The sequence below is a fragment of the Dyadobacter sp. Leaf189 genome (genome assembly GCF_001424405.1).
GTDB lineage: Bacteria > Bacteroidota > Bacteroidia > Cytophagales > Spirosomataceae > Dyadobacter.
Genome location: NZ_LMPS01000009.1, coordinates 83,529 through 97,459 on the forward strand (window position 1 = coordinate 83,529; position 13,931 = coordinate 97,459).

Below are 13,931 nucleotides of genomic sequence, written 5' to 3' on the forward strand. Positions count from 1 at the left end.
GAGTGATTTTTAAGTGACGTGACGCACGTTAAAAAAGTAGTTTCTACCTATCGATCATCAATTTATGTATTGAATAGATCAGTGATTTAATTAAGTCGAAAGTGCCGCCACGTAAGCCGGCGTCAATCCTTCACTTATTTATTTTCTGGCATGAAACCACTTTTTTTCTTTTTAATTCTGCTTTTTACAATCATTACTGCAAAGGCGCAAGCACCAGAGCAATTTAGCTTTCAAGGGGTTGCCCGTGGGGTTGACGGGAAGCCGATCAGTGATGTTATCGTTCGTCTTCGGGTAACTATTCACTCCGAAAGTCTGATGGGGCCATCTGTTTATCAGGAGATACATCGCCCGCCTACCAACACGAACGGAGTATTTACTATCGCAATTGGGAAAGGAAACGTAGTTAGCGGGAACTTCACTGAGATACCGTGGAAGGCACTGGAGCATTTTATACAGCTCGAAATCGACCCGACCGGAGGCAACGATTTTATCAATCTTGGGTCAACGCAATTGCTGAGTGTGCCCTATGCCTTGCAAGCACGGGAAGCAACTCAATGGAACCAGGGTATTCCGGTTGTTCAAAGTTTAAAATTGGGATCAGAAATCGACCCTAACTCGGATCCGAATGACCCCAAGGTTTTAAAATATATGTTACCAGCGATAGAAGACGGCCAAACGTTGATCTGGTATCCAGTGAAAGGTTCATTCAGAGCAGGAAATGCTGGAAACGAAAAGTGGAACGATGCATTAACCGGTCAATTCTCCTTCGCAACCGGTGCGGGCACCGAGGCGAGCGGTGAATGCAGCGCGGCGTTCGGAACATTTACGAAGGCATCTGGTACACGTGCAGTAAGTATGGGATTTAATTCGGAAGCAACAGGCACTGCATCATTCAGTGCTGGCAATTTCACCAGAGCAGGCGGAACCGCTTCTGTTACGTTTGGCAACAATGTCTTTTCAAGAGCGATGGGCTCTTTGTCGATAGGTTCTTTTAATGAGGTTAGCACAGATGTTGCAGATACAGAAACCGAAGGACCTACAGACCGGATATTTCAGATAGGAAATGGATCTCAGAATAATAGCGACGAATCGCAGAACGTCAGAAAAAACGCGCTCACTTTGTTGCGAAACGGGAATCTGGGTTTGGGAAAAAATGCATTGAACCCGAAGTACATTCTGGAAGTTGACGGAAGACCACGTATTCTTCACAATGGAGTAACTGCCGGCATTCACTTCGATAATTCCAGCCACGTAGAGCGAGGTTTTGTTGGAATGAAAACAGACGATGAGGTAGGCTTCTTCCTCGACAACTGGCAATTATGGGTAAATAACGATGGAAATGCATTCTTGAATGGCAATGTCAGCCTGACTTCTGACGCGAGATTAAAGCATAATCTTTCCCCATTATCCGGCAGCCTTTTAAAAATCCGTGATCTGCAGGGTTATCATTATAACTGGATTGATAAAACAAAAGAACAATCACTGCAAACCGGGCTCATTGCGCAACAGGTCGAGAAGCTGTTTCCGGAACTAGTCAAAACGGATGCTAACGGCTTCAAGTCTGTCAATTATATCGGCCTCGTGCCGCATTTAATAGAATCAGTAAAAGAACTTAATGAAAAAAACGAGCTTTTGACCTCACAGAACCAAATTTTTAAAGAACAAGCTGCGCTGATCATGAGCAAACTGGATGCAATGGAAGCGCGACTTAACGCATCAGAGCAGGCGAAGTCTGAATTAAAAACAAAGTGATTGTACCCAGAATCAAATCACCTGCTGCAAAATCTTCACTTCATCGCCAGGCAGCGTTGTTGATATACGCTTTTGATCCTTAAAATTAAAGACGTGACCGTCCTCTCTTACAACATCGAGGTTTGCAAAATCCAGTTCCTGGATGAGCCAGCCTTCCTGTTGCGGAAGCATTGTTGAGATAATTCCCTCTTCGGGCAAATCTCTGTCCGGTGTGGAGTAGCAGGCTGCGTATCCGTAATTGATATCCACTGCCGGCGACCAGGCCGCATTGCCGATTGTTTGGGAAACGACAGTATATGCCTGATTTTCCAAGGCGCGGGCACGGGCTCCAACATGCACGCGGGTGGCACCGCGGATAGTCTCGGTACAGCTTGGCGCAAGGATCAGCACGGCACCGGCCTCGCACAGCAACTGCGCTCCTATCGGGAATTCGACATCGTAGCAGATCTGAATGCCAAACTTACCCCAGGACGCTTCGAAGACAGTCAATACTTTGGGTGCAGTTTCAATGCCCCATTCCTCATCTTCAAAACGCGTCATGAAAAACTTATCCTGGTATCCGGCTAATCCAGCCGGAGAAAATACATATGCGCGGTTGAGGTTTTTACCTTGCTCAACAACCGGGATCGTCGGGGCCACAATAGTTACCTTATATGCTTTCGCCAGCTCTTCAAACACCGCACAAAACTCGGATTTCAATGCGTCAAGTGAAAAGATCTGCTCACGGATATTGCTTCTGACAGCTTCTGAAAAAATGCTGACAAGCTCCATAGATCCATATTCAGGGAAAAGCAGAAGCTGAGCGCCCTGCCCGGCAGCCTGACTCACCCAATGCGCAATGTGCTTTTTCCATGCAGAAAAGTCGGCGTGTTCGCTGATCGGATATTGTGCTGCTGCAACGGTAACTTTCATCTATTCGCTTTTCAGATCTTTCAACCAAAATGTCATAGTCTTGGCTGTTTCTTCGCTATCTCCAATATCCAGCCACCGCATTGTACTTTGTAATTGCGGCGTTTTTATATAACCTCTTTTCTGCCAGAAAGCATCATTAGGCCGGTAATTGTCTGGCCTGGCCGGATGATCCGCTGCTCTTTCCACTGCACAAAAACACGCAAGTTTGTATTCGCCGAAACTGCGCGCGTGCGCTTCACGTTCATCGAAAAAGCGGTGCCCCAGCCCCAGCCCGCGGTATTTTTGAAGGAGAATGCTTTCACCAAAATAAAATACACGGCCTGGATCGTACCCTGCTTTCTCGAAAGGTGCCCTTACTTCCTCTGTTTCATCGGAGAGTGGAATGCAGGTAGTAGCGCCGACCATTTCGGCACCATCATAAACTGCAAAAAGGAAGGCTCTGGCAGATTGACTGTAGATTTTAAGATACTCCTTTTCGTAATTCAGATCGCCTTCGTAGAGATAGGGAAAATCATGAAAAACGGCAATCCGCAACTTCCCCAGATCTTCGAAAACACTTTCGATCTCAGCACCTTTTTTTGAAATGAATGAGAGATCCTGCATTATTTCTTTGAGACCAGCTCAATCCAGAGCGGCAGGTTATAGTAGGTAGTTACGCGCGTGATTTTTCCTGCTTTTACTTCGAGGAAAGCACCGGCAGGCAGCACGTAAGTTTGTCCGTAAGCTTCCGGCAAACCTTCCTCCGCCTTCTTGTAAACCCCATTTACCACAAATTCAACTGCGACGCGTGTTCCGGTTTTTTCTGTAAAAAAGAACATATCCGTAAGCTTTTCTTCATAAGCTTCATCCATTTTACCCAAAAACTCGGTGAACTTATCTATACCCACGCGCACATCGCCCTGGTTTGCTTCGTGCCTGACCTCCGGGTCAAGCAGCGCCAGCATTCCTTTCCAATCCTGATTATTAAAGCAAGCGTAATACGCTTCTACAACTTCCAATGCGTTCATTTCAATTGATTAAACCTGTAAATCCTATTTCAAATTGTTGGCTGGAATGTAAACCCACTTATCGAGTGTATGAAAACCCAGCACGTATTTCTGTCCATGACAGTCAAACGCAGCTCCTTCATAAACCTCCGCGAGGATCAGATCAGGCTTGAATGCCGGGTTCTCCAATACTTTTGAAGGATTACGGACCGCCACATGCTCAAAAATACGGCCTTCTTTTCTTAAAGAATATTGAAATGCATAATCATAGCTGGCTTCCTTTAAATCAAAACCGATTTTTTGCGGATTCCGGGATTCAATAAAGCTGGTAAGATTCTGTATTTCAGCCAAATGGTCGCCCCATATTATTTTTTCAGGCGGAGAAAAAATGATACTCTCCTGCATCAGGTTCGCATTGCCCGGTCCCACGTGGATATGCAGGTTCAATGCATTATTGATCGGTGGAAACACATTTTCAAAAAACCACCTGGTAGAAAGCAGCGGGTGTGTTACGCTCAGAAGCGCAAATGGTAATGCAAAAAGCCATAGTATCGTGAGCAATATCTTGCCTGGCACTGCCCGCATTACCGAGCCGTAAACCAGACCCATCACCGGAGCCGCAAGTACAAAAAACGGAATATGCAGGCGCGAACCGTAAGTCTGGTATCCAATAAACAGACAGAAGATAAGGTAACTGCAAAACGCAGCCAGTGCATACCACTTTGCATGAGGAACAAGCCGCGCAAAGAAAAGCAACGGGATACTCAGCAGGATCAGCCACATTCCGAAGAAGTTATGCGCAAAATCTTCATTGAAATTGAGCTTGTTCATCTTGAAAGGCATCCCCGAGCCCGGCCGGTTCAATGGAACATCCATTGCAGCGTGCAAGTCCGTCAGCCGGCTTTCCAGAAATTGATTGTACCTGTTGCCCGGTGAAACAAAGCCCAGGTGCAGCGCGGTATGCTTGGAGAGCGAGGATATAAAATCAGCCGGCCTGCGTATATCATTCCTGTTTCCATTACTCATCGTCCCGACTGGCGAGCCGAAAATCTGGTGTGTTCGGTACCAGAAAGGCGCATTTAACAGCAATACCAGCACGACGGTACCCGCCAGCAACAATGCCAGTGACTTCCATAAATCCGCTCTTCCCAATGTAAAAACAAGCAGATAAAATCCAAATGGAAGTGCGTAGAACACGAATGTACCCTTTGTCATAATCCCGATCGCGACCGCAAGTGCCAGGAACAAAAAGGCAATGGGCTTACGGTTTTGGGTAAAATCAAAACAGTAAAAAGCTGTTGCGATCACAAAGAAAGCGACCATCAGGTCATTTTGCGTTGTCATGGATTCAAGCACTACAATCGGTAAAGTAGCTGCGAAAACCAATGCAATGCGAAGCTGAACAGCGGAGGCGGAGAAGAGCTCCACAATCAGCGACACGCAAATGAGAATACCAGCCAGGCTCAGCCATTGTGCCAGCTGAAAATACCGGTCGCTGCCAGAAAGCAGGTACGTATGCAAGTGTACGTACTCCGAAAAAGGGCTGAATGAAATCGCGCGCTCGATGTGGGAAGCATAATGTTCCACATTCCCGTTCTGTACCCAATAGCCCAGCCGGCTCAAATGGTAGCTCAGCGAATCGAGGTTATTGGGAGTAGCTACAATGGCCACGATGAGCGTACATAATGCCAGTGAACCAAGTATTATTATCGTAAATACACCGAGCTTGCGAAAGAACGCTTTGCCAGATTGCATCCAGAACCTGCTGATCGAACGGAGATTAAGCTTATGTTTACCTTGCAGCCGCGCAGAAATAAATATCAGGGCTACATTGAACAAAAGCCAGGCGGTAATCACGACATAGGAATTAATCAGATTGAATGCGCTGAGTAATTCAGTACCGGCCCCAATGAAGAAAAAGAGGAAAATGGCCGAAGCAAGTACCGATCGCCGGAATGCCTGAGGCCCGTCTTTGAAAAAAGCCAGATAACAATTGGCTGTACAAAGCCACATTGCTAATGGAACCAGAAGAATCATGTGAAGGGTAAAACCTGTTTGGCTAATAGGTTTCAAAAATAGCCATTATCACGGAAAGAACATCAGCTAAGTCACCGATGTTATATTCTATTTACTGTGAGGTCAAAAAAGTGATCAGGGCTGCGATCGAGTATAGCTGGACCGGACTTCCGCTACCGCTTACCTCCCACATTACGCGCTCACCTGCGATGTGCATTACTTTAATCTTTCGGCGACTGTCTGCTGTATTTGATACTGAAAATCCGGCACGTTGAAGCGCTTTTTTCGTCCATAATACCTCCTTGTCACTGCCTTCCAAATAAACCTGCTCCCCGGTTGGCTCCCGCTGTATATTAAATGTACCCGTATTGGTATCAAAGAAGAAGTTGTCCTGGTTGAAAACCGATTCGAAGGATCCATTTAAAATCAAATCCTCGGGAACGCCTGCCAGCAATCCGCCGCCTTTTTTCATTAACCATAGCTGATCGGCAGTTTGTAATGCGAGATCGAGCTCGTGGGTACTGAGCAAAATCGCCTTGTTGGTTTCGGCGGCAAGCCGGTGCAGCAGCTTCATCAGCCCGATACGGTTGGGCAGGTCCAGGTGTGCAGTAGGTTCGTCGAGCAAAATGACGCCGGTATCCTGCGTCAGTGCCCGCGCCAGCATTACTTTCTGCCGCTCTCCGTCACTGAGCTGGCTGATCTGGCGGTTTAGTAGCGATTCTGTGGCTGTGTATGCGATCGCGAGGTCAATTTGCCGCCTGTCTGCGTCACTGAGCTGACCAAGCCAGCCCGTGTAAGGTGTGCGGCCGAGGGTAATTACCTCCCGGGCTGTAAGGTTACCCGTTTCAAGTCTTTCAGTCAGAACGAGGCTCAGCTGCGTGGCGAGTTCCTGTGGCTTCAACCGCGCTAGTTCGCGCTGACCGAGCAGGATTTTGCCAGCTAATGCAGGCTGCAAACCCGCAAGCGTGCGCATCAGAGTGGATTTGCCGGAACCATTTTCGCCGAGCAGGCAAACCAGTTTTCCCGCCTCCAAAGAAAGATTCAGATCACCCGCAATGACCAGGTCAGCGCTTTTCGACCGGTACCCGATAGAAAGCGCCTCTGTTTGCAGTATTGCCCGATTATCTTTCATGAGAATGATGAACGAAGGTTGTTACTGCGGAGGATCACCCAGATCACAACCGGCGCACCCAGCAGTGAGGTAACGATATTGATCGGAATCACAGTTTGCGTGCCGGGAAGCTGCGCCACGATATCACAGAACAACATCAGCACGGTACCCGAAAGGCAGCAGGCGGGCATTAATATACGGTGGTTGGAAGTGCGCAGCAAAGCGCGCGTCAGGTGCGGAATGGCAATTCCGATAAAGCCGATCGGACCGCAGAAGGCAGTGATACTTCCGGTAAGCAGACTGGTGCTGGCCATGATCATCAGCCTACTCCGCACAATGCTCAGCCCCATGCTTCTTGCATAATTCTCACCCAGCAACAATGCATTCAGTGATTTGGAAGAAACAAATGCACCCAGCAGGCCCAGTAGCACAACGATTGTCAGTACAAAAAGCCGGTACTGCGTTACCCCGCCCAGTGAGCCGAAAGTCCACATAATGTATTCCTGCAACTCCTCGGGCTGGCTTACATATTGCCAGATACTGATCACAGAAAGTGTAATCGTGCCGATCATCACACCTACGATCAGCAGTACAACATTGTCTTTCACACGACCGGCGATCAGCAGGATAAGCGACATCACCAATGCAGATCCGAGCGAGGCCATCACAATCACAAGCCAGCTACCCGAGATACCCAGCTGATTTACCGCGTACATTCCTCCTGCGCTTCCTCCCGCCAGCATTACGGAAGCCACACCCAGGCCCGCGCCGGCGGTAATGCCCAGTTCGGAGGGGCCAGCGAGCGGATTGCGGAAAAGTGTTTGCATCAGCAAGCCGCTCACCGAAAGCCCGCAGCCTGCCAACACAGCAGTCGCCGCTTTGGGAATACGGATTTTTTCAACAATGAAAAGCCACGCCTGATTTTCAGATTCCCGCGAAAATAGGATATGCATTACTTCCCCGAATGGGATAGCCACAGACCCGGACAATACATCCAATGCAAAAAAAACAACTGCCAGCAATGCCAGGCAGGTCAGGATCAATCCTTGTCTTTTTGCGGGTCCTGCCATTTTTATGGTAACTGTTTGTAATAAACCAGCTGGTGTCCCGGAAGGAGCTCCGGGTGGAAGATATGGATCAGGTCTGCCAGCACCGTATGCGGGTTAAAAGCGCCTGACTCGAAGAAATCATGCGCACCCGACGCATTCACGCGGGCATTGTAGCTGTACATTTTTCTGGACTTGGCAGCAGCAAAATCGGCATAACGCGAATCCTGCGCGAGGATACTTCTCCGCGTATCGTTTTTATCAAATCCTACATTAACCCAGTACTGGGCCTTCAAAGCAATGGGATACACCGACTCGAAACTGAGCGACAAGCTGCCGCCGCCCTTGGTATCTGCCCAATGGTAGCTTGCCCCGGCGTCTTCAAAAAATTGCGACATATAATTATCGCCTCTTGGTAAAAACCATACATCCTTTGTGTTCAAACCGGAAATGACGGTTGGTTTGGGATCTGTGGTGCGGGCAAGGCGCGCCAGGCGGTTATAGTCTCTTTCTATTTTGCCAAAAATCCCATTGGCTTCCTTTTCCTTGTTTAGTAACGCAGCCGCCAGCTTTATCCATTCGCAACGCGCCAGCGGAGTGGTTTCAACCCATTCTGAATTGGTCAGAACGGGGATACCGGCTTCTCTCAATGCATTAAAGCGATCCGCCTTCGTACCTGGTGAACCTACTGTCATTACGAGGTCCGGATGCATTTCAATCAGCTTTTCCTGATTAAGTCCATTGTCCTTTCCTACTTCCACAATCTTACCTGCCTTGATCCGCCTCTGAACCGAAGATGAATAAACGTATTGCAGGCCAGACAGTCCGGTCAGTATATCAATCGAATTGAGCGCTTCCAGCAAGCCGGTGTGCATGGAGGATGTCCCTACCATCGATTTGACTGGTATTTGAATGACCTGTGCTTCCGGGTAACCCTCGGGACGGGACCTGCCTTTTTCAAGCAAAATAAACTTTTCGCCGGCCGCGGTAGAATCAGCACTGTTGATTGTGACGATTTTGTACTGATCGAAATATTGAATGTCGAAACCTTTGGCGTGCCGGATCTCGCTTTGTTCTTTATAGCTGCTTTTCGTTCCAGCTTCCTTCTTTTCCTGCGACTTCTGACCGGAATCACAAGCTTGCAATAGCAAGAACACCAGCAATACAACCCAAGTTTTGTTCATCATATTATGTCAATGTTGCGCCGCCGGCCAGAGTAAGGAGGAATCGCCGTAGCTTAAAAACCGGTAACCTTTGTCAAATGCTTCCTGATAGATCTGTTTCCAGGCACTGCCTACCAATGCAGCCACAAGCAGGATCAATGTGGAACCCGGCTGATGAAAATTGGTAACCAGCCCTTTGCAAAGCCTGAACCGGTAACCCGGAAAAATAAATATCTCGGTTTCACCCGTAATGTAGCTGTAATTATTCAGATCCATGAATGCAGCAATCGCAGCAAGCGACTCCGATGCGGTAGGCAGATCGCTTTCTTCAAAAGGATAAGGGTACAATTTTTCAATCCTGAACTCGGTTGTTTCATTCCTGAAAAGCTTCACACCAAACCAGTACAAACTTTCCAGCGAGCGCATGGAAGTTGTACCCACAGGCACCACCGGACCGGCGGCAGACCGCAGCGCTTCGATCAGTTCTCTCGAAAAAACGATTTGCTCCGAATGCATTCTGTGCGCCGTAACAGAAGTTACTTTGATAGGCAAAAAAGTACCTGCGCCCACATGCAGTGTCAGAAATGACCTGCTTATCCCCCGTCTCGCTAATTCCTCAAAGACGTTTTCTGTAAAATGCAGTCCCGCAGTTGGCGCGGCTACCGCACCATCGTGATTTGCGTAAACAGTCTGGTAGGTTTGCTTGTCTCCCTCTTCGGTATCCCTGTTCAGATAAGGCGGCAGCGGGATTTCACCCAGAGCCTGCACGATTTCCAGAAAGGTGAACCCGCCGCTCCATTTTAAATACACATGGTTTTGCTCATAGTCGGCATAGGATACTTCCAGCGTGACCGGCTCTGCATGTACCTCAACAGTCGTTTTCAAGGTATCCGCAGACTTCCACCGCTTTTTATTCCCGATCATACATTCCCAAATGCATTCATTCCTGACCAGCATTGCATCGTTGATCACGCGGGTTGGCATTTCCGGATGCAGCAGCAGAATCTCTATCACGGCGCCTGTTTCTTTCTGAAAGTACGCCCGTGCGGGAATTACGCGTGTATCATTGAAAACCAACAGTGTATCTGCCGGAAGTTGTGCAGGTAAGTCGGAAAAGATACGATGGTTGATCGTTCCATTCTGATAGATCAGCAGTTTGGACTGGTCCCGGACATCAAGCGGGTAATGCGCGATTCGCTCATCGGGCAGATCATAGTAATAATCCTGCAACCGGATCGATTCGGCTTTTGTAAGCCAGTCTGCCTGCACTCCTGTTTCCCCGCGTTCTTGTTCCATTCGCCTTTCTTTTACAGCTTTTCCTCAGGTACAGGCGGCCAAAGCAGGCGCAAAGGCAACAAAAACACAGCCACGATCAACACGATACCTGCATAATATACCCAGGAGAAATCAAATACGTCCAGTTTGTATTGTGTACTGTTGATCGTCGCCAAAGCCAGCAAACTGAATCCCATAATGGTATTGATAACCGAAACTAGGCAGTAAATCCAGTTTACAAGGTGCTCGCTCAGCTCCGGGCGGAACTGCGCCCATTCTTTTTTCTTTGGAATTGGCAGGTAAGTCGGATCTACTTTTGGGATGTGGCGGGCAAATGCCGAGATCACGACATTGTTCAGTATAAACAAACCCATTATAATGTAAAAAATATGCTCTTTGTCCACATATTTCTCGGCCAGGCCGGTTTGGGCAAAATCCACAGCCACCATTTCAGGGAACAGGGAGTAAGTCCATAGCAATGCACCTACCACAAATATGATGGACAGCCAACGCCAGACCTTGATCGCAAATGTTGTAATTTTCATGAATTCTTCAACCTTAAGGAGGTTTTCGCCAAGTTAAATCAGGGTGCAAAATTAGGTCGGGGAGTTTCTAAAACCTAATTGGCAGTTATTATTGCGTTCAAATGTTGTTGCCGGAACGCAGGCTTCCGCTAATCCACTTTCAAAATCACATTTATGAAAATATACACAAAAACAGGCGATAAGGGCATGACTTCCCTGATCGGAGGTACGCGACTGAGCAAAGCCCACGTCAGAATTGACGCTTATGGAACCGTCGATGAACTGAACAGCTACATTGGTCTACTGCGCGACCAGCTGGTAAATGAAGACCGGAAAGAAACGTTGAAAGAGATCCAGGACAGGCTTTTTACGATCGGCTCGCACCTGGCTTCCGAGTCCGACCGGAGCAAACGCATTTTGCCGGACCTTCTGGAAGAGGACATTCTTTTACTGGAAACAGAAATGGACCGGATCGACGCGAAAGTACCTCCATTGCGGGCATTTGTGCTTCCCGGCGGGCACCAGTCCGTTTCGTTCGGGCATGTGGCGCGCACGGTTTGCCGGCGGGCCGAGCGGGCGGTGATCCATTTGCAACAGGGCGAAGAAGTGGAAGACATTGTGGTGCGGTATCTTAACCGCCTTTCCGACTATCTTTTTATGCTTTGCCGGGCTATGACTTACGAGCTGGGAATCGAGGAAGTCACCTGGAATCCAAGAGTTTCTCCGAAAAAATAATTGTTGTACTAAATATCAGTTATTTATAGATTAAATATTTAAATTGCATTCCCTGACGAACATTCGTTTTAGCGTTTCGAAATTTAAATTTAGGCATCATGACAGCCGACACATTACAGATCGAGGTTCAGCAAACCACCGAATCTCGCTTACAAGAGGTTGACTTCAACAACCTGGTTTTCGGCCGGAATATTTCCGACCACATGTTCATCGCCGACTACCGTGACGGTCAATGGCAGGACCTCCGGATCGTCCCTTACGGCGACCTCTCGCTAAGCCCTGCAACAGCCGCCCTGCATTACGGACAGGCTATTTTTGAGGGAATGAAAGCTTATAAAAGCGAAGAAGGCGAAGTGCTCTTGTTTCGCGCGATAGATAACTGGAAGCGGCTCAACAAATCGGCAGAGCGCCTTTGCATGCCTTCGATCCCGGAAGAAGTTTTCATGAACGGACTGCTGGAACTGCTTCGCCTGGATTCAGGCTGGGTACCTTCTCAGCCAGGATGCTCGCTGTACATTCGTCCGTACATGTTTGCAACTGATCCTTATATCGGAGTTAAACCTTCTGATTCTTATACATTTATCATTTTCACAAGTCCGGTAGGTACTTATTATGCCAAACCGCCGCGCGTGAAAGTGGAAACACAATATATCCGCGCAGCCGAAGGCGGCGTGGGCGGTACGAAGTGTGCAGGCAACTACGCCGGTTCGCTTTATCCTGCAAAACTGGCCCAGGAGCAAGGTTACGACCAGCTTATCTGGACAGACGCACGCGAGCATGCCTACATTGAAGAGTCGGGTACGATGAACATCATGTTCCTGATCGACGGCACGCTGGTTACGCCTTACGTTTCTGAAACAACGCTCGACGGGATCACACGTAAAAGTATCGTGGCGATCGCTCAGCATTGGGGCATCCCGGTGGAAGAGCGCCGTGTAAGTGTAAAGGAAATTATTGACGCAGCCAAAAACGGCACATTGGAAGCAGCTTTCGGTGCAGGTACTGCGGTAGTAATCTCTCCATTCGCTGCTATTGCATACGAAGGCGTGGATTACACTTTACCAGAGATCAAAGAAGATTCATTTGTAACTAAAGTCAAAAACTACCTCACCGACCTGCGTACCGGAAAACAGGAAGACGTTTTCGGCTGGATGCTGAAAGTGTAGTTAATGAGCCGCCGTGAAACAGTTAATGAGTTAATGAGTTAATGAGTTAATGAGTTAATGAGTTAATGAGTTAATGAGTTAATGAGTTAATGAGTTAATGAGTTAATGAGTTAATGAGGTTAATGAGTTAATGAGTTAATGAGTTAATGAGTTAAAAATAAAGAGCTCAAAGTTCCGGTATACTCGGCTTTGAGCTCTTTTATTTTGCCAAAAACAAAAAATTAGACTCTAAACTCATAAACTCTAAATTCACAAACTTTAAACTCATGAACTCATAAACTCCACCAAAGAACTCTCTAAACAAACGTCCGCGTGCCAGAGTAGTTTTCCCTGAATTCCTTCGGCGTGCAGCCGTTTTTTGATTTGAAGATGCGGTTGAAATAGGACAGGTTATTGAACCCGCATTTGTAGGCGATTTCCGAAATCGTGTTGCTGGTATTGATCAGATACCGGGAAGCGTGGCCCAGTCTGATCTCATTGAGGCTCTCGATAAAAGTTTTTCCGGTCCTTTTTTTGATAAACCTGCTGAAAGATACCTCCGACATTCCCGCGAGCTTGGATATTCCGGGCAGATTGATTTCCTTATCATAGTTATCCTGCATAAAGGCAAATACCTTTTCAATGCGGCGGCTGTTGAAATTGACGTTCTCGCCCGTAAATGTACTGTTTGATAAGGTGCGCATGTTACGTGATACCGAGAGGTCGTGCAGAATGGACATTAATTCCAGAATAGAATCAAACCCGCTTTTCTGGCCGAGCGCCTGGAAACGTGGAAGAATGCGCTCAATGGTCTCGCGCGAAAAAGAAATCCCTTTTGCCGATTTTTCCAGAAGCGAGCGCACAAAGAAAAGCTGATTGCGTTTCAGAAATTTGTCGTCGAAAAGGTCGCGGTGAAACTGAACGGTAATTTCCTTTACTTCGGGCATTCCCTCCTGCCATTTATAGGTGTGGGTCAGCCAGCCGTGCGGGAGGTTATTACCGACAAGAACGAGCTCAGCATCGTCGATGGTTTCTGTGTGGTCACCTACGATCCGTTTCACACCACGCCCCGAAAGGATCAGATTGAGTTCAAATTCGTCGTGGGTATGTAGTGGAAAATCGAAAATGGTCTTACTGCGGGTAAAAACAGTAAAGCAATCATACTGGGTCAGAGGTGTAATTTCGCGGTAGATTTCATTCATACAGTGTCAGGTTGGAATGTTTAAATATATCAATTTAATGTTGAAAATGTATTATAATCAATCC

13 protein-coding genes are annotated in these 13,931 nt (G+C 47.6%); 3 read left to right on the top strand and 10 right to left on the bottom strand.

The genetic code is table 11. The features are described 5' to 3' along the window. Positions 1-150: 150 nt before the first annotated feature. Positions 151-1,752, top strand: a complete 1,602-nt coding sequence (locus ASG33_RS24755; protein WP_056291975.1) for a tail fiber domain-containing protein — start codon at positions 151-153, stop codon at positions 1,750-1,752. 12 nt (positions 1,753-1,764) lie between these two features. Here the strand turns inward: ASG33_RS24755 and ASG33_RS24760 are convergent, their stop codons facing one another. The 9 genes from ASG33_RS24760 to ASG33_RS24800 all read right to left on the bottom strand — a co-directional run bounded on the left by ASG33_RS24760 (position 1,765) and on the right by ASG33_RS24800 (position 10,806). Continuing rightward, complete coding sequence (locus ASG33_RS24760; protein ID WP_056291978.1) at positions 1,765-2,664, bottom strand: carbon-nitrogen hydrolase family protein; 900 nt, start codon at positions 2,662-2,664, stop codon at positions 1,765-1,767. Continuing rightward, positions 2,665-3,267: a GNAT family N-acetyltransferase gene (locus tag ASG33_RS24765; protein WP_056291981.1), complete on the bottom strand. Its 603-nt coding sequence runs from the start codon at positions 3,265-3,267 to the stop codon at positions 2,665-2,667. It lies immediately after the preceding gene. Beyond that, positions 3,267-3,671, bottom strand: coding sequence for a nuclear transport factor 2 family protein (locus tag ASG33_RS24770; protein ID WP_056291984.1), 405 nt, complete (start codon positions 3,669-3,671; stop codon positions 3,267-3,269). Before ASG33_RS24770 ends, ASG33_RS24765 begins: the two co-directional genes overlap by 1 nt. 24 nt (positions 3,672-3,695) lie before the next feature. Further along, a complete protein-coding gene (locus tag ASG33_RS24775) occupies positions 3,696-5,687 on the bottom strand; it encodes a glycosyltransferase family 39 protein (RefSeq protein WP_056291989.1) in 1,992 nt (663 codons plus the stop codon). A gap of 91 nt (positions 5,688-5,778) precedes the next feature. Then, on the bottom strand, positions 5,779-6,798 hold the full coding sequence (locus tag ASG33_RS24780) for an ABC transporter ATP-binding protein (RefSeq protein ID WP_082489401.1): 1,020 nt from the start codon (positions 6,796-6,798) through the stop codon (positions 5,779-5,781). Next, positions 6,795-7,847, bottom strand: a complete 1,053-nt coding sequence (locus ASG33_RS24785; RefSeq protein ID WP_056291993.1) for an iron ABC transporter permease — start codon at positions 7,845-7,847, stop codon at positions 6,795-6,797. Before ASG33_RS24785 ends, ASG33_RS24780 begins: the two co-directional genes overlap by 4 nt. A 2-nt stretch (positions 7,848-7,849) precedes the next feature. Then, a complete protein-coding gene (locus tag ASG33_RS24790; RefSeq protein WP_056291996.1) occupies positions 7,850-9,010 on the bottom strand; it encodes an ABC transporter substrate-binding protein in 1,161 nt (386 codons plus the stop codon). Positions 9,011-9,016: 6 nt separating this feature from the next. Beyond that, on the bottom strand, positions 9,017-10,282 hold the full coding sequence (locus ASG33_RS24795) for an S-adenosylmethionine:tRNA ribosyltransferase-isomerase (RefSeq protein ID WP_056291999.1): 1,266 nt from the start codon (positions 10,280-10,282) through the stop codon (positions 9,017-9,019). 11 nt (positions 10,283-10,293) lie between these two features. Continuing rightward, positions 10,294-10,806 carry a hypothetical protein gene (locus ASG33_RS24800; RefSeq protein ID WP_056292004.1) on the bottom strand — a complete coding sequence of 171 codons (513 nt, stop codon included), beginning with the start codon at positions 10,804-10,806 and terminating at the stop codon, positions 10,294-10,296. A gap of 153 nt (positions 10,807-10,959) precedes the next feature. Between ASG33_RS24800 and ASG33_RS24805 the strand changes: the two genes are divergently transcribed. Further along, the gene (locus tag ASG33_RS24805) at positions 10,960-11,520 is read left to right on the top strand and encodes a cob(I)yrinic acid a,c-diamide adenosyltransferase (RefSeq protein WP_056292008.1); all 561 of its coding nucleotides are present in this window, start codon (positions 10,960-10,962) and stop codon (positions 11,518-11,520) included. A 98-nt stretch (positions 11,521-11,618) separates the two neighbouring features. Beyond that, entirely contained in the window at positions 11,619-12,686 is a 1,068-nt protein-coding gene (locus ASG33_RS24810; RefSeq protein ID WP_056292014.1) for a branched-chain amino acid aminotransferase, read from the top strand. 296 nt (positions 12,687-12,982) lie between these two features. Here the strand turns inward: ASG33_RS24810 and ASG33_RS24815 are convergent, their stop codons facing one another. Continuing rightward, complete coding sequence (locus ASG33_RS24815) at positions 12,983-13,867, bottom strand: AraC family transcriptional regulator (RefSeq protein ID WP_056292017.1); 885 nt, start codon at positions 13,865-13,867, stop codon at positions 12,983-12,985. Positions 13,868-13,931 lie beyond the last annotated feature (64 nt).